18 protein-coding genes are annotated in these 19444 nt (G+C 70.9%); 10 read left to right on the top strand and 8 right to left on the bottom strand.

The features are described from left to right. Positions 1-14 precede the first annotated feature (14 nt). A complete protein-coding gene (locus ACFQPS_RS06495) occupies positions 15-1073 on the bottom strand; it encodes a hypothetical protein (RefSeq protein WP_377357480.1) in 1059 nt (352 codons plus the stop codon). Positions 1074-1232: 159 nt separating this feature from the next. Next, a complete protein-coding gene (locus ACFQPS_RS06490; protein ID WP_377357478.1) occupies positions 1233-2513 on the bottom strand; it encodes a hypothetical protein in 1281 nt (426 codons plus the stop codon). A 466-nt stretch (positions 2514-2979) separates the two neighbouring features. Here ACFQPS_RS06490 and ACFQPS_RS06485 point away from each other — a divergent pair, with 466 nt between their 5' ends. After that, positions 2980-3471 carry an RNA pyrophosphohydrolase gene (locus tag ACFQPS_RS06485; protein WP_377357477.1) on the top strand — a complete coding sequence of 164 codons (492 nt, stop codon included), beginning with the start codon at positions 2980-2982 and terminating at the stop codon, positions 3469-3471. Positions 3472-3689: 218 nt separating this feature from the next. Beyond that, on the top strand, positions 3690-5714 hold the full coding sequence (locus ACFQPS_RS06480; protein WP_377357476.1) for a hypothetical protein: 2025 nt from the start codon (positions 3690-3692) through the stop codon (positions 5712-5714). Between the two features lie 39 nt (positions 5715-5753). On the opposite strand, the gene ACFQPS_RS06475 is transcribed toward ACFQPS_RS06480, so the two are convergent. Together ACFQPS_RS06475 and ACFQPS_RS06470 are read right to left on the bottom strand one after the other, a co-directional pair. Continuing rightward, complete coding sequence (locus ACFQPS_RS06475) at positions 5754-6626, bottom strand: prephenate dehydratase (protein WP_377357475.1); 873 nt, start codon at positions 6624-6626, stop codon at positions 5754-5756. Positions 6627-6636: 10 nt separating this feature from the next. After that, entirely contained in the window at positions 6637-7410 is a 774-nt protein-coding gene (locus tag ACFQPS_RS06470) for a 3-deoxy-manno-octulosonate cytidylyltransferase (protein WP_377357473.1), read from the bottom strand. Positions 7411-7642: 232 nt separating this feature from the next. Between ACFQPS_RS06470 and ACFQPS_RS06465 the strand changes: the two genes are divergently transcribed. Together ACFQPS_RS06465 and hisN are read left to right on the top strand one after the other, a co-directional pair. After that, complete coding sequence (locus ACFQPS_RS06465; RefSeq protein ID WP_377357471.1) at positions 7643-8230, top strand: c-type cytochrome; 588 nt, start codon at positions 7643-7645, stop codon at positions 8228-8230. 178 nt (positions 8231-8408) lie between these two features. Further along, on the top strand, positions 8409-9230 hold the full coding sequence (gene hisN, locus ACFQPS_RS06460) for a histidinol-phosphatase (RefSeq protein WP_377357470.1): 822 nt from the start codon (positions 8409-8411) through the stop codon (positions 9228-9230). A gap of 64 nt (positions 9231-9294) precedes the next feature. Here hisN and ACFQPS_RS06455 read toward each other — a convergent pair whose 3' ends face one another. Then, positions 9295-11463, bottom strand: a complete 2169-nt coding sequence (locus ACFQPS_RS06455; RefSeq protein ID WP_377357468.1) for an ATP-binding protein — start codon at positions 11461-11463, stop codon at positions 9295-9297. A gap of 360 nt (positions 11464-11823) precedes the next feature. Between ACFQPS_RS06455 and ACFQPS_RS06450 the strand changes: the two genes are divergently transcribed. The 4 genes from ACFQPS_RS06450 (at position 11824) to ACFQPS_RS06435 (ending at position 15361) form a co-directional block, all read left to right on the top strand. Continuing rightward, entirely contained in the window at positions 11824-13269 is a 1446-nt protein-coding gene (locus ACFQPS_RS06450) for a porin (RefSeq protein ID WP_377357466.1), read from the top strand. Positions 13270-13505: 236 nt separating this feature from the next. Continuing rightward, the gene (locus tag ACFQPS_RS06445; protein ID WP_377357464.1) at positions 13506-14435 is read left to right on the top strand and encodes a 2-hydroxyacid dehydrogenase; all 930 of its coding nucleotides are present in this window, start codon (positions 13506-13508) and stop codon (positions 14433-14435) included. Positions 14436-14555: 120 nt separating this feature from the next. Next, positions 14556-14882 carry a type II toxin-antitoxin system PrlF family antitoxin gene (locus tag ACFQPS_RS06440; RefSeq protein WP_377357462.1) on the top strand — a complete coding sequence of 109 codons (327 nt, stop codon included), beginning with the start codon at positions 14556-14558 and terminating at the stop codon, positions 14880-14882. Next, on the top strand, positions 14873-15361 hold the full coding sequence (locus ACFQPS_RS06435) for a type II toxin-antitoxin system YhaV family toxin (RefSeq protein WP_465269612.1): 489 nt from the start codon (positions 14873-14875) through the stop codon (positions 15359-15361). The genes ACFQPS_RS06440 and ACFQPS_RS06435 overlap by 10 nt, the downstream gene beginning before the upstream one ends. Positions 15362-15381: 20 nt before the next feature. On the opposite strand, the gene ACFQPS_RS06430 is transcribed toward ACFQPS_RS06435, so the two are convergent. The 3 genes from ACFQPS_RS06430 to ACFQPS_RS06420 all read right to left on the bottom strand — a co-directional run bounded on the left by ACFQPS_RS06430 (position 15382) and on the right by ACFQPS_RS06420 (position 17471). After that, positions 15382-15921, bottom strand: a complete 540-nt coding sequence (locus tag ACFQPS_RS06430) for a hypothetical protein (protein ID WP_377357460.1) — start codon at positions 15919-15921, stop codon at positions 15382-15384. Next, the gene (locus tag ACFQPS_RS06425; protein ID WP_377357459.1) at positions 15911-16447 is read right to left on the bottom strand and encodes a hypothetical protein; all 537 of its coding nucleotides are present in this window, start codon (positions 16445-16447) and stop codon (positions 15911-15913) included. The genes ACFQPS_RS06430 and ACFQPS_RS06425 overlap by 11 nt, the downstream gene beginning before the upstream one ends. Positions 16448-16676: 229 nt before the next feature. Next, positions 16677-17471, bottom strand: a complete 795-nt coding sequence (locus tag ACFQPS_RS06420) for a competence/damage-inducible protein A (RefSeq protein ID WP_377357457.1) — start codon at positions 17469-17471, stop codon at positions 16677-16679. A gap of 135 nt (positions 17472-17606) precedes the next feature. Here ACFQPS_RS06420 and sfsA point away from each other — a divergent pair, with 135 nt between their 5' ends. Next, positions 17607-18308 (top strand): DNA/RNA nuclease SfsA, encoded by a 702-nt coding sequence (gene sfsA / locus ACFQPS_RS06415; RefSeq protein WP_377357455.1) that lies wholly within the window; start codon positions 17607-17609, stop codon positions 18306-18308. 155 nt (positions 18309-18463) lie between these two features. Next, positions 18464-19435, top strand: coding sequence for a glutathione S-transferase family protein (locus tag ACFQPS_RS06410; RefSeq protein WP_377357453.1), 972 nt, complete (start codon positions 18464-18466; stop codon positions 19433-19435). Positions 19436-19444 lie beyond the last annotated feature (9 nt).

Genomic DNA, 19444 nt, shown 5'->3' with positions numbered 1-19444 from the left:
GGCGGCGGGGCGGCTCAGCCGCCGCGCTGCCAGACCTTGCTGATGAGGAAGTTCTGCGCCAGGAACTGGTAGAAGCGCTTGAGCAGCGCCTCCGTCTCCGGCGTCTTCTCCATCTCCTGGTCGGTCCAGGCCTCGATCTGGTCGTCCCAGACCATCAGCGCGGTGTGCAGCTCGTCGCGGATGCGGCGGATGAAGGCGACCTGGGCGTCATAGGTCTTCAGCACCGCCATGATCTCGCCGGTCTGGCCGTCGAGCTGCTGGAAGATGTCCTCGAAATGGGCATAGGGCGCCTTCACCAGCGTCTGCATCCGGGCGATGTCCGACAGGAGCTGCTGGTCGCCGCGGAACACCCGCTTGGCCTGCCCGAGCTTGAAGACGATCTTCTGCACCAGCCCGAAACGGTCGCGCAGCGCCTCGATGTAGGACAGCTCGCGGGCCAGGGAATCCACCCGGTCCACGACCTCCTGCTTGCGCTCCTCCGGGATGCCCATGCGCTGGGCCAGGAGCGCGAAGGCCTCCTGCGTGCGCTGCTTGGTCTGCGGGTCCTCGACGATCTGTTCGAGCTGGTAGCGCTCGGTGATCACCGTCTCCTTCCCGGTGATCCAGGAGACGAGCTGGAGCGCCAGCCGGCCCCGGGCGATGTTCAGGTGCCGCTCGTCCACCCGCCAGGAGGCGGAGCCGTCCAGCAGCTCCCGCGGGATGCTGTCGCCGGGCCGGATCTCCTTGACGTATTTCAGGCCGCGCTCGACCACCTGGAGCAGGCGGCCGTCGTCGCTGCGCTCGTCGATGTCGAAGGTCTGGCGCAGGGTGCGGAAGGGCAGCTTGCCCCAGACGTCGCCCAGATGGACGTTGTAGACCGCCTCTCCGGTGTCGCGGGTCAGGCTGAAATACCCGCCGGCCAGGGTGAAGACCTTGTTCCTGAAGACGAAATGGGTGCTCGGGTCGCTCCCCTCCGGCGCCGGAGCCGGCTCCTGGGGCGGGGGCGCGGCGGGCGCCTGGGCCTGCGGTTCCGCCCCGGCGGGTCGGGCGCCGTCGCCATCTGCGGGGGAAGAGGTGCCGGGGGCGGTGGACATGGCCGTCGATGGATGCCTGTGGCTGGCGGATGGTCGCGCGGACGGCGACTCAGCTCCTGTTACGACAGGATGGCCCCGCCGTTAAGCACCCCCTCCGCATAGGAGGCCGGCTTCCCGGAGGTTTCAGGGAGGCGGCGGGCCGCGGCACCGGCCATCGCTTCAGTCATCGCTCATGACCTTGGCGGTCTTGATGGCATCGTGGATCAGCACGCCCTTGCGCAGGATGTTGTCCACGACGCGGCCCTGCACGAGGCCGATCCCGGCCCGTTCCGCGAACATCAGGCCGCTGACCGTGCCGCAGCGGGCCAGGACGAAGCGGCAGTTGTGCTGGGCCCGGATCTTCTCGGAGAAGGTCTGGTACTCGTCCTCCGACATCAGGTCCATGTCGTCGGACCAGATGATCTTGGCGTAGTCGCAGGCCATGTATTCCAGGTCCATGTGCGTGACCCAGAACTCGTTCAGCCCGTCGATGCAGATCCGGTAGCCGCGGGTGGCGGCGAAATCCACCACCTCCTTGTAGAGGGAGATGTTCTCGACCAGGTCGGCCTTGTTGATCTCCAGCACCACGTTGCCGCGGAGGTCGGTGGTCAGCCGCTCATCGAACTTGATGAAGGAGGCCGACAGGATGGTGGAGAGGTTCAGGTTCAGCCCCAGCCGCCGGCCGCGCAGGAAATCCACCCCGTAGTTCAGCGCCTTCAGCACCGACTGGTCCAGGTTGGCGGTGAAGTAGCTGAACAGCCACTTGTTGGCCGTGATGTCGAACTGCGGCGACAGCCGCTCCTCCAGCGCCTTCACGGCGATGTACAGCTCGAAATACTCGAACTCGTTCTGCTCGGCGTTGTGGATGTTGATGACCGGCTGGTTCAGCATGAAGGGGGACAGGTCGAACATCTGCACGGCGCGTTCGATCTTGCCCAGTTCCTCCAGCGTGATCGGCGGCTTGGTCTGCTGCACCGCCTGCTCGCCGCCCACGTCCTTCTGCAAGCCCTCCACGAAGCGCAGGACGTTCACGAAATTGAGCGACAGCTCCATGATCGAATAGAGGCTGTCCTCCCCGTAGGGATTGCGCTTGACCATGATGGTCCGCGCCAGCATCAGCTTCTCGATCTTCTGGCAGACGTCGGAGATGAGGGAGAACTTGATCCCCTTGTAAAGGACGATGACGTCGTCGTTGGAGAGGTTGAAGACCTGGAGATAGGCGGACTGGTCCGCCGTCTCCTGCATGGCGCGGCGGATGGACATGATGTCCAGGTGCGTCTTGTCCTTCAGCAGCGACATGTGCAGATGGATCAGGCGCAGGCCCTGCACCTCCCGCTTGGCGGATTGCAGGAGCGTCAGGAGCTTCTGGTCGTCGTGCTCCGGCTTCTCCGCAATCGGCGCCGCCCGCTCGCCGGGCTTGACCCGGACCCAGTCGCGCTTGGGTGCATTCGGACGATTCATCTCCGTTCCTGGCCCGCCGTGATCCGCCCTGGTCCTTACAGCGCCCCCCGCCCGACCTGTTCCGCCGGCCGGGGTTCACGCATCCTACATGCGTCGTCCCCACGATGCACCGTCCCGTCGGCAGGACTAGCCCCGGGATGCATCAAACTATACGAAATTGTCGGAAAGTGTAACCCGTTCCTCCGGCTCCACGAAGACCTCGACGGCTGTCGCAGGATGTCTGCCGGCTGAAAACGCTGGTGCAGGAAATCCGGGAACATTGCGTTGCATGCGGGACAACGCCGGCTGGCGTTGATCTCGGCCGGATCAGGACCGCACGATCAGCGCCGGATGCCCCGCCGCGAGCCGGACAGGTCACTGGCTGCGACACCGGGCAGAGGCGGATGACGTGCCCGCGGAACCGTCCACCGTGTCGGCTGCATCCGGCGGACGATCGGTGTAGGGTGCGCCCTTCCCGCTACCGGATATGCCGCGTGCCATGAAGATCGACCCCGAAACCCTTCCTTACCGCCCCTGCGTCGGCGTCATGCTGCTGAACCGGGAGGGCCGGGTCTTCGTCGGCCGCCGGCTGGACACGCGCGACGCCTGGCAGATGCCCCAGGGCGGCATCGACCCGGGCGAAACCCCGCGCGAGGCCGCGCTGCGCGAGCTTGAGGAGGAGATCGGCACGGCGAAGGCCGAGTTCCTGGCGGAAAGCCGCGACTGGCACCGCTACGATCTGCCGCCGCACCTGCTGGGCAGGGTCTGGGGCGGCCGTTTCCGCGGGCAGGAGCAGAAGTGGCTGCTGTTCCGCTTCACCGGCACCGATGCGGAGATCGACCTTGCCACCGCGCATCCGGAGTTCGACGCCTGGCGCTGGGTGCCCATGGACGATCTGATCCGCCTGATCGTGCCCTTCAAGCGGGAGATCTACACCAAGGTGGTGGCGGAGTTCCGCGATCTGGTAACCGGCGGCTGAGGCCAGTCCCCCAGTAAGTGGACGGGGGTAGAGGCTTGCGGCATCAGGGACCCGGGTCCGGCAGGTCTGTCCGGCCGGGTCGTGCGGACTGATGACAAGCGACCAATGGAGTCCGGCCGCATAGAGGCTTGGACCTGCCGCATCAGCCCCCCTAGTTTCGTTCAAGCTACCACTCCCTCCCTTCAGGATCACTCCCCTGCCACAGTCCGGAGTCTTCTGTGCCGAGTAACGCCCCCCAGAACGCCACCGCCGGGGAGGTGACGGTCTTCGTGCTGGGCCTCTGCCTGGTGTCGATCATCGTCTTCTACGTCCAGACCGCGCTGTGGTCGCCGCCCTCCTTCGATGGCGGGCTGAACCTGAACGTCGCCCGCTCGCTGCTGGAGGGAACGGGTTACGGAAGCTATTACAACGGCTTCCACCTGTTCCCGATCGAGACGCAGACGAACGCGCCCTATGTCGTTCCTGCTGCGCTGGCCTACGGCGTGCTGGGCGTGGGCGTGTTCAGCAGCCAGGTGGTGAACCTGGGCTATGTCGTGCTGTTCGCGCTGGCGCTCTATGTCGCCGTGCGCCGGCGCGAGCGGCCGGCCGTGGCCCTGCTGGCGGTCGTGCTGGCCGTGCAGGCGCCGGGCATGGCCGAGTACGCGATGAACGGCTATGGCGAAGTGCCGGCGCTGGCCTTCCTGTTCGCCGCCCTGGCGCCGCTGGCCCGCGCGCTGGAGCGTGGCACCGGGCGGCGCGCCGCGGCGCTGGCGCTGCTGGGCGGTATGGCGCTTTCGCTGTCCTTCCTGACCAAGACGGTGGCGCTGATCTGGGTACTGCCGGTCTCCGGCCTGTTCGCGCTGCTGGCCCTGGGCCGCCCCGCCCGCTGGCGGCTGCTGGCGGCGCTGGCCCTGGGGCTGGCCGGGCCGGTCCTGGTCTGGGAGGCGTACCGCCTGCTGTCGCTGGGCGGGCTCGACGCCTATGTCGGCTGGTGGATGCCGCAGATCGGGGAGATCCTGTCGCAGTCCGGCGTGGAGTCGAAGCTACAGGACACGCCGGGTATCCTGGCCAAGGGCTGGACCCACCTGGGACTGCTGGCGGCGCAGACCGGCACGCCCTGGCCGCTGCTGCTGCTGTTCTGGGTGCTGCCGGCGCCGGTGGTGCTGGCGATGCTGCGGGCCGATCTGCGCGCCGGCCGCGTCGGCCGGCTGCTGGTGCTGGGCAGCATCGCCGGCGTGGCAGCGGCCTATGCCCTGTGGTGGCTGTTCGTGACGCCGACCGAGCAGGCCTGGCTGCGCCGGATCATGAACGGGCTGGTGTTGCAGGAGGTGACGATCCTGCTGGTCGCCACCGCCTGCGCCCGTGCCGCCTGGACCGGGGCCGCCTGGACCGGGGCCGCCCTGCCCCGGCGGGTGCCGCGGATGCTGCCCCTGCTGCTGGTGCCGCTGCTGGCGCTGCCGCTGGCGGCGCTGGGCTTCAACGGCCAGCTCATCTTCCGCTCTGCCGAGCCGCCGCCTGCCGTCGCCGCCGAGGTGGACGTGGCGGAAGCGGTCGCGGTCCTGCCGGCGGACGCCCGCCTGTTCGGCAAGGGCTGGTGGCAGGCGCCGGTGGTGGCGCTGCTGTCCGGACGCCGCATCGACGATATCGAGACCTGGTCGCCAGAGGCGGTCCGCACCGGACCGGAGAGCTATCTGGTATGGGACCGCTATGCCCTTGCGTTGAGCGCCGGTGGGCTGGAGGAACTGCGCCGCCTCTACGCGCTGGAGCCGGTGTTCCGCAGCGATGGCGGGGTCGTGTTCCGCATCCTGCCCGTGCCGCCAGAGGTCCTGCCCTCGGACCGGCTGCGGCGGGCCGTGGACCTGGGCACGGAGGACTATCCCCATGTCACCGGCGTCCATCCGCGCGAAGCCGGCTACCGCTGGGCCACGCCGGAGGTGACGGTCACCCTGGAACGGTTGGCGGAGACGAGGGTCGCGGCCCGCGTCACGCTGGTGGAGGGCGTCATCGGTCTGGACGGCGGCAGCGCCCCGGACGGCGGACCGGTGATGCTGCGCCTCTCCATCCCGGGCTGCGCCGGGGCGGAGCTGCCGGTGCCGGCGCCGGGAACCTACCGGATCGAGGCGCCGATCACCTGCCCGGCCACGCCGGAGCCCGGGCCGGTCACGGTCCGGCTGACCCTGAACAGCCGCATTGATCCGGCGCGCGCGGCCCCGGACCGGCGCGCGCTGGGCTTCCTGGTGCAGGATGTCGGGGTCTGGCCCTGACGGGCAGAGGCGGGCGCAGGCGGACGCCGCCGCCGGGGATCAGTCCTCCCCGGCGGCGTCCTCGCCCTGCTTGATGCGGAACGGGTGCGCCGGATAGACGCCCAGGATCGTCACCTCACGGGCGAAGAAGGCCAGTTCCTCCAGCGCCAGCCGCAGGGGCCGGTCCTCCGGGTGGGCTTCCACCTCGACATAGAACTGCGCCGCGGTGAAGCGGCCGTCCACCAGATAGCTTTCCAGCTTGGTCAGGTTGACGCCGTTGGTGGCGAAGCCGCCCAGCGCCTTGTAGAGCGCGGCCGGCACGCTGCGCACGCGGAAGACGAAGCTGGTGACGCACGGGCCGGAGCCGCGCGGCGGCACCACCGGCTCGCGCGCCATCAGGACGAAGCGGGTGGTATTGTGCCGGGCGTCCTCGATCCCCTCGGCCAGCACGTCCAGCCCGTAGATCTCCGCCGCCAGCCGGCTGGCGATGGCGCCCTGGGCCGGGTCGTTCCAGCGCGCCACGTCCGCCGCCGCCCCGGCCGTGTCGGCGTGCGTCATCGGGGCCAGCCCCCGCTCGCGCAGCCAGCCGCGGCACTGGCCCAGCGCCTGGACATGGCTGTGGACCTGCCGCAGCCCCGCCAGCGTGGCGCCCTTCGGCGCCAGCAGGCAGTGGACGACGCGCTGGTAGTGCTCGCCGATGATGTGCAGCCCGCCCTTGGGCAGCAGGTGGTGGATGTCGGCCACGCGGCCGGCGACCGAGTTCTCCACCGGGATCATCGCCAGCCGCGCCCGGCCCTCGCGCACGGCGGCGAAGGCGTCCTCGAAGGCGGCGCAGGCCAGCGGCTGCATCTCCGGGAAGACGCTGCGGCAGGCGAGGTCCGAATTGGCCCCGGGGGCGCCCTGGTAGGCGATGATGTCGGCGGGCTGGCTCACGGTCGGGTCCTCAGGGCAGGGCCGGCCGCGCGCCGGTCCGGGGGTCGAGCAGGGCGCGGGCGCGCTCCAGGTCGTCGGCCGTGTCCACGCCCAGCGGCACGGTGTCCACGACGGCGACGGCGATCGTCATGCCGGCCGCCAGCGCCCGGAGCTGTTCCAGCTTCTCGCGCCGCTCCAGCGCGGCCGGGGGCAGGCCGACGAACCGGGCCAGCGCCTCGCGCCGGTAGGCGTAGAGGCCGATATGGTGGAACAGCGGCCCCTCACCCCAGGGCGCGGTGGCGCGGGTGAAGTAGAGCGCGCGGCCGTCGCGGGCGCCGGGCGCCAGCTCCACCACCGCCTTCACGACGTTGGGATTGCTCCGCTCCTCCGCCCGCACGATCTCGGCCGCCAGGGTGGCGATGTCGGTCCCCGGCCGGGCCAGCGGCCCGAACACGGCGCGGACCGCCGCCGGGTCGATGGTCGGCAGGTCGCCCTGCACGTTGACGACAGCGTCGTGCCGGCCGTCGGGATCGACGCGGCAGACCGCCTCCCAGACCCGGTCGGAGCCCGACGGGTGGTCCGGGTCGGTCAGCACGGCCCGGCCGCCGGCGGCGGTCACCGCATCGGCGATGGCGGCATCGGCGCAGGCGACGACGACGGGACCGATGTCGGCCTCACGCGCGCGGTCGAGCACGTGCGCGATCATCGGGCGGCCGTGGATGTCGGCCAGCGGCTTGTCGGGCAGCCGCGAGGCGGCGAGACGGGCCGGGATGACGATCAGGGGGTTGCGCGGAGCGGCAGTCATGGTCCCCGCTGCCTGCGGCATTCCGCCCCGCCGGTCAAGCCCCAATCACGGCCTGCGGCCGCGTGTCCGCCGCAGGTCCGACACGGTTCCGCCGCAGGGCACAGGCCTGATGGCTTGCCCGGAAAGGGCTGGCCCGGGACTGTCCGGGGCCGTGGACGGTTCGGGATGGGAACGGTATTGTCGCCAGCGCAAAGCGAACCGGACCAGACCGGCAGACAGGGAAACGGGAGTGATGGCAGGAAGCGACCTCAACAGGATTCTCATGGCGGTGCTCGGAGCGATCCTGCTCGCCATGATGTGCGGCTTCATCGCCGACCAGATCGTGAAGCCCAGACAGCTTGCGGAGAACGCCTACAAGGTGACGCTGCCCGAGACGGCGGCGGCCCCGGCGGAAAGCGCCCCCGGCACGCCGGCCGACACCGGCGCCCCCGCCGGCGCAGCCGGGCAGGAGGAAGGCGGGCCCGAACCGATCGCGCCGCTGCTGGCGGCGGCCGATCCGCAGGCCGGCCAGAAGGCGAGCCGGCCCTGCCTGGCCTGTCATACCTTCGAGCAGGGCGGCCCCACCCGGGTCGGGCCGAACCTCTGGAACATCGTCAACGCCCCGCACGCCCACATGGAAGGCTTCGCCTATTCCGACGCCATGAAGGCGCTGCACGACAAGCCGTGGGACTATGAGGCGCTGAACCGCTTCCTGGCCGACCCGCGGGGCACCGTGCCGGGCACGAAGATGATCTTCGCGGGGATCAAGAACCAGAAGGACCGCGCCGACCTGATCGCCTGGCTGCGCACGCTGTCGGACAACCCGGCACCGCTGCCCTGAAGAACCGCCCCGCGGCCCCGGCCCGGCGCCTCCGGTGCGATGCGATCCCGCGATGCGATCCGGCGGCTTGATCCGTCGCAATCGCAGGGTCCGGATTCCGGTTAACATGGCGGCGGCCAAACAGGGGGGCGGCCCGCGGGCCGCCCCCTTTCCGTTCACCCCCGGCGCGGAGACCGTCATGACCGGCGCACCCCTTCAGAATGACCCGGCCGCTGGCCCCACCGTCCCCCCCTGCCCGCCGGCGCTGATCGCCCTGGGCCAGCGGCTGGCCGAGGCCAGCGGCGCCGTGATCCGGCACTACTGGCGCACCCGCGTGCCCGTGGACATCAAGCCGGACGAGACGCCGGTCACCATCGCCGACCGCAAGGCGGAAGAGGAGATCCGCGCCATCCTGGCCGAGGAGCGGCCGGACGACGGCATCCTGGGCGAGGAGCAGGGCTCGGCCGGGCTGGACAGTGAGTATGTCTGGTGCATCGACCCGATCGACGGGACCAAGTCCTTCATGACCGGCCGGCCGCTGTTCGGCACGCTGATCGGGCTGTTCCGCGGCGGCGTGCCGATCCTGGGCATCCTGGACCAGCCGGTGCTGGAGGAACGCTGGGTCGGCGCCGCCGGCCACCCCACCCTGTTCGAGGGCGGCGAGGCCAGGGTGCGCCCCTGCCCTGTGGTGGCGCAGGCGGTGCTGACGGCGACGACGCCCGACATGTTCGGCCCCGGCGAGCGCGACGCCTTCGCGCGCCTCTCGAAGGCGTCGCGCTACACGGTCTATGGCAGCGACTGCTACGGCTACGGGCTGCTGGCCGGCGGCTTCATCGACCTTGTGGTGGAGGCGGGGCTGAACACCTGGGACTGGGCCGCCCTGGTCCCGGTGGTGGAGGGAGCCGGCGGCCGCATGACCGACTGGCAGGGCCGGCCGCTGCGGCTGGGCTCCTCCGGACAGGTGATCGCCGCGGGAGACGCCCGCACCCACCGCGAGGCGCTGGCGCTTCTGGCGGGCTGAACCGTCCCCCGCCGCCCCGGGGCCGGGCCGTTCCGTGTCGGCCCCTCCCGTGCCGGGCCGCCCGTCAGGCGCGGGCGGCCTCCGGCAGATAGACCCGGCCGCGCGGCAGGGTGACGGTCACGGTGGTGCCCACGCCGGGATCGCTGGCGATGGCGAAGTGGCCGCCATGCGCCTCGACATAGCCCCGGACCAGCGGCAGGCCCAGTCCGGTGGAGCGGCGGCCGAGGTCCTCCGCCTCCCCGGCGGTCGGGCTCTCGCCGAACGGACGCAGCGCGGCACGCAGTTCCTGCTCGGTCATGCCGACGCCCTGATCGACCACCTGCAAGGTGAAGACGCCGCCTTCCCCCGAGACCCGGACCTGGACATGGCTGCCGCGCTCGCTGTGGCGGACCGCGTTGTCGAGCAGGTTCGCCAGGATCTGCCGCAGCCGTGCCTCGTCCGCCAGGACGCGCAGGCCCGGCGGCTGCACATCGGCGCCCAGGGAAACGCCCTGGTCGGCCGCCCGCTTCGCCCCCAGGCGCAGGCAGCGGTCGAGCAGCCCCTGCACGTCCGCCCAGGATTCGCGCAGGTCGAGCTGCCCCGCCTCGATCCGGGCCAGATCGACGAGATCGTTGGTCAGCCGCAGCAGATGCAGCCCGCCCTCGTGGATGTCCTGGGCGTAGTCGCGGTAGCGGTTGTTGCCCAGGCTGCCCAGCAGTTCGTCCCGCAGGATCTCGGAGAAGCCGATGATGGCGTTCAGCGGCGTGCGCAGCTCGTGCCCGACGGCGGAGAGGAAGCGGCTCCTGGCCTGGCCGGCGCGCCCGGCCGCGGCTTCGACCTCCCGCAGCCGCTCGCGCAGGCCGGCAAGGTCGGAGAGATCGCGCGCCAGGGCCAGCAGCAGTGGCCCGTTGCCGTCCGGGACCGACAGCAGCGCCAGATCGACCGGCACCTCCGCCCCGTCGGTCCGGAGCAGGGTCGTGCTGCACCAGACGGGCCGGTTCTCCTGGGCGGCCTGCACGGCCATCATGCGGAAGCCGGCGCGCCCGGCCTCCGGCAGCAGATCGGTGAAGGGGCGGTCCAGCACCTCTTCCGGATCGCGCAGGCCCAGGATGGCGCTGCCGCCCGGATTCATCAGCATGATGCGGCCGTCGCGCAGCAGCACGACCATGTCCGGCAATGCCTGCAACAGCAGCCGGTAGCGCTCCTCGCTCTGACGCAGGGCGCCGGCCATCTCCTGCCGCTCTGCCTGGGAGGCATGGGCACGGGCCAGGAACAGGGCCGTCAGCCCGACCATGGCAGCGATGACGCCGAACAGGAACCAGCCGGTGCGGCCGAGGAAATCCCGCGCCGGGGCCGGCGGAGTCCAGGTCAGCAGGCCGGCGGGACGGCCATCCGTGGTGGTCAGCGCCAGACCGGCGGGGGCAGCCGTATCGCCCGTCCCCCCGCCCGTCCCCCCACCCGTCCCCCCACCCGTCGATGACAGCCCCGCTGGCGCCAGCCCCAGCGGCCCCAGCATGAGCGGCGCCGCCAGCCGCTCCAGCACGGCGCCCTCCAGGGGCTGGACCATGACCAGCACGCCCCCCGGACCAGGGCGCTCCTCCCACCGTTCCCAGCGGATGTCCGCCGCCGCGGCCAGGGCGGGCCGGCCATGGTGGAGCACGATGCCGGTGACGGGCCCGTCCTCCCGCTTCGACATGGCCCGGGCGCGGGTCGCCAGGGCGGCCAGGGCCGGATCGGCCGGCGTGCCGGGCGGGTCCGGCACGACAGTCCCCTTCTCCATCAGCAGCATGATCCGCCCGGCATCATCCACCACCGCCGTGGCAGCGATGCCGAAGGTGCTGTCCAGGCTGGCCCCGAGATGACGCCGGGCCCACCCGGGATCGGGCGCGACCAGCAGATTGATCACCGCGTCGTCCCACAGGGCGTAGTCGCGGACATTGTTGCCCAGGGCCCGCTCGGCCTGGACCAGGGCGACCTCCACCATGCGGCGGGACTGGGCGGCCATGGCGCGGTCCTGCTCGCGCGCGCCCAGGATCAGGATGCCGGCGACCGCGGCGACCGCGACCAGAAGCAGCAGGATGACGGGGACGAGAAGCGGTAGCTGCCCGCTGCCGCCGGGGTCCGCCGCCGCGGCGACAGCGGGCGGAATGCCGGGGGGACACGCGCCGGCAGCCGGCCCGTCGGGGGACGTCCTGCCCCTGCCGGCCACGATCCCGGTATCGGCGTCTTCCCCCTCGCCCGTCGGCCCGCCCATGGTCCCCGCGCCCGAATTCCCCGCAGCAGTCCCCTGCCCGCCACCATTGCTTGGTCGCGGCCCGTTCTCAACCTTTTTGTGCAGGCCCTTTCCCCGTCCGCGCGGATGGCGCCGGGGCATTCTCGACCGGAAGGGGTACGCCGTCCCCCGCGCAAAAGGATGTGTGGCGTGACAGGCACAGTGGCGCTGCGCCGTCAGGTTGAAACAAAATGGAAATATTAGTTCATTCGAGGTGTCATACAGCTTTGGTAGGGCTTCGGCGGCCTGGAACACCATTTCCGATCGGGGGCCCGGATCGCGTTCGGGAATCCGTGGGTGTTGCGGGCACCACGGCGTCAGAATCCCGAACGGAGCACAACAATGACGTTCAAGACCACCTTGCTCGCCGGCACCGTCCTCGGTGTGGCGACGCTGGCGTCGGGCACCGCCCTCGCCCAGACCCCGGCCGGCCAGACCGCCTCGCAGCAGGCTCAGATCGAAGCGCTGAACCGTCAGATCCAGGCGCTTCAGAGCCAGATGACGTCCCTCAAGGAGTCGCTGCAAAAGGACATCTCGGCCGTCGGCAAGAAGGTGTCCGACGCCCCGACCGTCTCGGTGGACGGCGGCCGCCCGCGGTTCCGCACCGCCGACAAGGCGTTCGACATGGCGATCCGCATGCGCGTCCATGCCGACTACGGCGCCTGGTTCCCCGAGGAGGACCAGGGCATCCCCGACCTGACCGACGGCTTCAACATCCGCCGCGCCTTCTTCGGCATCAACGGCACCGTGTACAACGACTGGGCCGTCGAGCTGACCTTCAACGCGGCCCCGAACCGCGGCAACGGCATCGAGCTTCAGGCCGCCAACGTGTCCTACCGGGGCATCAAGGGCTGGACCTTCGACTTCGGCGTGATGCAGCCCAAGTTCACCCTGGATGACAGCACCTCCTCCAACGACATTCCGTTCATGGAGCGGGCGCCGGCCGCCAACTACATCGTGAACATCGGCGCGTCCGACGGCCGTACCGCCATCGGCGTGACCAACCGGGGTGACAGGCACATCGTTGCCGCCTACGTGACCGGCAACCGCATCGGCACCGGCACCGGCGACGACCAGGTGAACATCCTGGGCCGCGCCGCCTACCGCGTCATCGATACCAACATGGGCGGCATGGGCATCGGCGCTTCGGGCGTCTATCAGGTCCAGCCCGAGGCCGGCACGACCAGCGCCGGCGGCACCGCGATCCGCTTCGACGACCGGCCGGGTGCGCGCATCGGCTCCAGCACGCAGCGCCTGACCCGTTCGGCCAACATCACCAACATCGACTCGGCCTACGGCTACGGCGTCGATGTCGGCGGCAACTACCGCAACCTCTGGGCGGCGGGCGAATACACCGTGTTCGGCGCCAACACCAAGGAGCGCGTCCCGGGCACCAACGCCGTCAACCCGTTCAACGACCCCGAGTTCGACGCCTTCTACGTGTCCGCCGGCTACGTGCTGACCGGCGAGCGCCGCAACTACACGGTCGGCGAGTTCGCCGGCGTGAAGCCGGCCTGGCCGTTCACCCCGACCGGCGGCATCGGCGCCTGGGAAGTGGCCGTGCGCTACAGCCAGGCCGACCTCGTGGACGCCTCGGCCGGGGCGGGCAGCAGCGGTTCCGCCTTCGACCGCCCGGGCAAGGAGACGCTGTGGACCTTCGGCCTGAACTGGTATCCGAACGCCGCGATCCGCTTCATGCTGAACTACATCATGGCGGAGAGCGACAAGCCGACCGGCAAGGACGTCGAGGCCGACATCCTGGCCGCCCGGTTGCAGTTCCAGTTCTGATCCGGCTCTGATCGGCCGCTCCGATCAGGCAGCCTCGAACCCCGCCGGCCCGACCGGCGGGGTTCTTTTTCGTGGCGGCGGCAACGGCGGCCCCGGTGCGGGCCGAGGCGCAACCTGGAAAACAGCGCCGTATCCGCCCGGATAGGACCCCGGCTGACCCCGGCCGGCAGGGGTTTCACGTTCCGCCCCTCTGTGGGATAAGCGGTGACGTATTCCTCCGCTAACGGCTTGCTGCCATGACGCTTCTGTTCGTTTCCACGCATGAGGACCCCGCCGCCTGGACGGCGGAACTGCGCGCCCGGCTCACCGAGGTGCCGCTGCGGGTGTGGCCGGAACTGCCCGACCCCGACGCCGTCGAATACGCCCTGGTCTGGGCGCCGCCGCCCGGCCTGCTGGCCACCCTGCCGAATCTGAAGGTGGTGTTCTCCGTCGGTGCCGGCGTCGATGCGCTGCTGGCCGATCCTGACCTGCCGCGCGTGCCGCTGGTCCGGATGGTGGAGCCCGGCCTGACCGAAGGCATGACCGACTATGTCTGCCAGCAGGTGCTGGCCTGGCACCGCCGCGGTCCCCTGTTCGCGCGCCAGCAGCGCGAGGCGGTGTGGCGCCCCGTGCTGCACCAGAAGCTGGCGCGCGAGCGCAAGGTCGGCATCCTGGGCATGGGGGCGCTGGGCGCGGACGCCGCCCGGACCCTGGCCGCGCTGCGCTTCGACGTCGCCGGCTGGAGCCGCACCCCGAAGTCCCTGCCCGGCGTGCAGAGCTTCCACGGGCCGGAGGGGCTGGCCCCGTTCCTGGCCCGCACGGAGATCCTGGTCTGCCTGCTGCCGCTGACGCCGGAGACGGACGGCATCCTGGACCGCCGGCTGTTCGCCGCCCTGCCGCGCGGGGCCGTCGTCATCAACGCCGCCCGCGGCCGTCACCTGGTCGAGCAGGACCTGCTGGCGGCGCTGGATTCCGGCCAGCTCGCCGGCGCCACCCTGGACGTCTTCCGGGAGGAGCCGCTGCCGCACACGCACCCGTTCTGGAGCCATCCGAAGATCGTGGTGACCCCGCACATCGCCGCCATCACCCAGCCGCGCACGGCCGTGGCGCAGGTGGTGGAGGGCATCCGCCGCCACCGCGCCGGCCAGCCGCTGGAGCATCTGGTGGACCGCGACCGCGGCTACTGACGCCGGGCGGGCGGTCGCCTCCGGGGCGGCCGCCCCTCGGGACCATGCCCGGAACCGCGTGCGCCTTGACAGGTAATGAATTCCCATTACCCTGAACCCCCTCGGGACAGGGAGGATGTCATGGCGCCTGCGGCACGGATCGAGAAGATCTGCACGGTGACCAGCAAAGGGCAGACGACGCTTCCGCTGGCGATACGGCAGTTGCTCGGCGTCCCTGACGGCGGGCGCATCCGCGTCCGGACGGAGGAGCGCCGGATCGTTCTGGAGGCGGTGGAGGAGGAGCATACCGACCCCGCCATCGGCGCCTTCCTTGCCATGATGGCCGCGGACATCGCCGCAGGCCGGGTGGAGCGGCTCCCGGACGATCTGGCCGGTGCGCTGCGACAGGCCCTGGACGACGTCGAGGTCGATCTCGACGCCCCCATCGAGGGCGACGTGTGCCTCTGACCGCGGGCGGCTGGACGCTGCTCTTCCACGGCATGATGATCGACCAGATGCGCTCCCTGAGCGAGGCCTGCGCGCGGGCGCGGGCCTCGGACCCGGACGGCTTCCGGACGAACGCCAACGTCCGGGTGCTGGCCGCTGTGGCCAGACTGGTCCTGGAGGTCATTCCGGCCGATCCCGGGAAGCCGGACTACCGCATCGGCAATACGATGGGAGAGGCATACCGGCACTGGTCGCGCGCGAAATTCGGCCAGCGGTTCCGACTCTTCTTCCGCTACGACAGCCGGGCCCGGATCATCGTCTTCGCCTGGGTGAACGACGAGACCACCCTGCGCGCCCGCGGCAGCCGGACCGCCCCCTATGCGGTGTTCAGGGCCATGCTCGGGCGCGGCACCCCGCCCGACGACTGGCCCCACCTGCTGAAGGCGGCGGAGGACCTTTCCGATGACCTGCTGGGGGCGTTACGGGACACGGGTCCCTGACCCGCGCCCGTCCGCCGCCGTCAGGCGACGGCGCGGCGGGCGGCCAGCGCGGTTTCCGACGGCATGAACAGGGTGACGCTGCCGACCGTGAAGCCGCCGGCGGCGGGGAAGCGGGCCGACAGTTCCTCGCGGAAGGCGGCCTCGTCCGGGGCCGGGCCGGCATAGATCCGGCTGTCCGCGCGGCCGCCCGGCTCGGACTCGAAGCCGGTAGCGGCATCCACCGGGGCCATGTAGAGGGGCCAGGACGGTTCCACCTTGCGCGACAGCAGATGGATGCGGACAGGCTTGCGCGCCTTCGCCTCCTCCAGCTCGGCCCGGGCGGTTTCGAGCTGGGCGGTGAGCTGCGCCACCTGCTCGCCGGTGGTGCGCAGCAGGGACTCGTTGCGCTGGCGGATCGCCTCGCGGTCCGTCCGTTCGGCGCGGGCGTCCACGAGGTCGAGGTCGAGCCGGCGCAGCCGCGCGCGCCCCTCGGCCAGGGCGACGAAGGCACGGATGCCGAAATAGGTGGCCCCGCAGACCAGCAGCAGGGCGAACAGGCCGAGTCCGATGTCAGCGTCCAAAGGCGCGCTCCTCCAGCAGCGAGGACCGGCGGAAGCCGGACCGGGCATCGAACGTCAGTTCGACGAGGCGGGCCGCCGTGCGGGCGTCCTCCGACCAGACTTCGGCATAGCTGCGGTGCAGCCAGAACCGCGGATCGGCCAGCGGTCGCTGCCCCGGCGCCTGCCGCGCGGCCGGTCCGTCGGTCCGCAGCAGTTCGAAGACGAAGCAGCGCCGCTCCGGCGCGGGGCGACCCAGCGGCTGCACGATGGTGTAGCGGTTGCGCGCCAGATCGGCGACCTGACGCTTGATGATGCCGGTCTCCCGGCGCAGGGCGTCCGCCTTCTGGCGCTGCTCCCGGTAGGCCAGATCCAGTTCCGCCGCCTGCCGCACGATGCCCTTCGTCTCCGTCACCAGCCGCTCCAGCTCGCGGGTCCGTTGCAGGCCGCGCATCTCGAACAGCAGACCGACGCCGTAGCGCCAGCCGGCCGCGCCGATGAACAGCAGCAGCGAGAGCAGCAGAAGCGGTTCGATGAGACTGGACGGCACGGGCGACGGGCCCCAAGAAGTGGTCGCGGCCGGGCGAAGCTCGGCCTTTTTTTATTTATTTAAAGTCCGAGAGAGATGTCAACAAGCGCCCGGGTCTATTTGACGCCGGGCAGACATCAACTCGGCGCCGCACGTTAACGCATAAACATGAACCAAGCACTTGCGGGCAACGACTGCATACCCTGGGCACGAAAGCTGTGCCGTTACCATCCCGGGGGCTCCCGCCCTGTCAGCCGGTCCCGTCCTGCACCGACGGCTCGTCGCCGAGTGCGCGCACCATCGCGGCGACGCGCTCCGTCGCCGCCTCCAGCCGGGCCGGATCGGTCCCGCGCAGGACCAGACTGGTGCTGACGCGGCCCTGCCGGAAGGCGGGATAGCTGCCGATGTCCACGTCGGCGAAATCCGCCTGGATGGCGCGCAGCGCATCGGCCAGCGTGCCTTCCGGAACACTACAGACGACCGCCTTCGACAGCACCGGCGGGCCGCCGACCAGCCGCGGCGCCAGCCCCGCCAGCATGGCCTGCATGATGACCGGCACCCCGGCCATGACGAAGACGTTGCCGATCTGGAAGCCCGGCGCAGCGCTGACCGGGTTGTCGATCAGGCTGGCGCCCTCGGGCGTGTCGGCCATGCGCAGCCGGGCCTCGTTCAGCATGCCCGTGCCCGCATAGTGCCGCTCCAGCCGGGCCTGCGCCTCCGGGTGCCGGACCAGGGGCACGCCGAAGGCCGTGGCGATGCTCGCCGCGGTGATGTCGTCGTGCGTCGGCCCGATGCCGCCCGTGGTGAAGACGTAGGAATAGCGGGCGCGCAGGGCGTTCACCGCCGCCACGATCTCCGCCTCCAGGTCCGGCACCACCCGCACCTCGCGCAGGGGGATGCCCAGCCCGCCCAGCGTCCGGGCGATGTGGGCCAGGTTGGCGTCCTGCGTGCGGCCGGACAGGATCTCGTTGCCGATGATCAGCAGGGCGGCGGTGGGAGAGGATGCCGGATCGGCGGCGGCGGGGGCTTGGCTCTCGGTCGTCATGGTCCGGCTCCGGGGGGCGGCCGTCGCGGCGCGGTTACAGGGAGGGCGGGACTACAAGGATATAGACCGCCGGCCGGTTTGCGGACATTGCTGTCTGCCCGCCCCGGACATGCTCCGACCACAGCCCGGCCCGCCATGCGCTTCCCGACCCCGCTGATCCCCGCCACCCTGGTGCGGCGCTACAAGCGCTTCCTGGCCGACGTGCTGCTGCCCGACGGCACGGCGGCGACGGCGCATGTGGCGAATTCCGGGACCATGCTGGGGATCGACGCGCCCGGCAGCCCGGTCTGGCTGTCGCGCAGCCCGAACCCGGCACGCAAGCTGCCCTATACGCTGGAGCTGGTGGAGGCGGACGGCACCCTGGTCGGCTGCAACACGGCGCACCCCAACCGCATCGTCGCCGAGGCCATCGTCGCCGGCACGGTGCCGGCGCTGGCCGGCTATGCCACGCTGCGCCGGGAGGTGAAGTACGGCCGCAACAGCCGCATCGACATCCTGCTGGAGGACCCGGTGCGCGGCAGCGCCTATGTCGAGGTCAAGAACGTCCATCTGCGCCGCCAGGACCGGCTGGCGGAGTTCCCCGACTGCGTCACCAGCCGCGGCGCGAAGCACCTGGAGGAACTGGCGGCGATGGTGGCCGCCGGGCACCGGGCGGTGATGGTCTATCTGGTGCAGCGGGCCGACTGCGACACGTTCCGCATCGCCGCCGACATCGACCCGGCCTATGCCGCCGGCCTGCGCGTCGCGCTCGACCGCGGGGTGGAGGCGCTGGTGCTGGGCTGCGCCCTGACGCCGGACGGCATCGCGATCGACCGGACGCTACGCCTGTTGGCCTGAGGGGCGCCGGCGGCCGGACGTCTTCCGGACAGGCGGATCGTTGCCGCGGGCGGGACGCTGCGTCCCGGGCCGGCCGGCTGCCACCGGCCGCCGCAACGCCCATCTGGGAAGGGCCATCTGGACGGGGATGGAGCGCAACCGAGCGGGAGAGCACCATGGGACTGCTGGTGGACGGCGTCTGGCATGACGAATGGTACGACACGACGAAGACCGGGGGCCGCTTCGTCCGCTCGGAAAGCCGGTTCCGCGACCGGGTGACGGCCGACGGCAGTTCCGGCTTCCCGGCCGCGGCCGGGCGCTACCACCTGTTCGTCTCGCTGGCCTGCCCCTGGGCGCACCGCACCCTGGTCTACCGCGCCCTGAAGGGGCTGGAGGAGGCGATCACGGTCAGCGTGGTCGATCCCCTGATGCTGGAGCATGGCTGGGCCTTCGGCCCGCCCGGCAGCGACGCGCGCGATCCGCTGACGGGCGCGCGCTACCTGTACGAGGTCTATCTGGCCGCCTGCCCCGGCCTTTCCGGCCGGGTGACGGTGCCCGTGCTGTGGGACAAGGAGCGCCGGACCATCGTGAACAACGAATCCGGCGAGATCATCCGCATGCTGAACCGGGAGTTCGACGCCGTCGCCACCCGCAGCGTGCCCGACCTCTACCCGGCGGAACTGGCGGCGGAGATCGACGCGCTGAACGCCCGCATCTACGACACCGTGAACAACGGGGTCTACAAGGCCGGCTTCGCCACTGCCCAGGATGCCTACGAGGAGGCGGCGGAGGCGCTGTTCGGCACGCTGGACTGGCTGGAGCAGCGCCTGGAGACCCGCCGCTACCTGCTGGGCGACCGGCCGACGGAGGCGGACTGGCGGCTGTTCACGACGCTGGTGCGGTTCGACGCCGTCTATTATTCACATTTCAAGTGCAATCGCCGTCAGCTCCGGGACTATCCGGCGCTCTGGGGCTATGTGCGCGACCTGTACCAGACCCGCGGCGTGGCCGGGACCGTGAACCTGGACCACATCAAGCGGCACTACTATGTCAGTCAGCGGACGATCAACCCGTCGCAGGTGGTGCCGATCGGTCCCGGGATCGACTTCGGCACGCCGCACGGCCGGGAACGGCTGGCGGGCGATTAGCCGTTGCGG

Origin of the sequence: Rhodocista pekingensis (assembly GCF_042665545.1) — a bacterium.
GTDB lineage: Bacteria > Pseudomonadota > Alphaproteobacteria > Azospirillales > Azospirillaceae > Rhodocista > Rhodocista pekingensis.
This window is presented reverse-complemented; position numbering and strand designations above follow the sequence as displayed.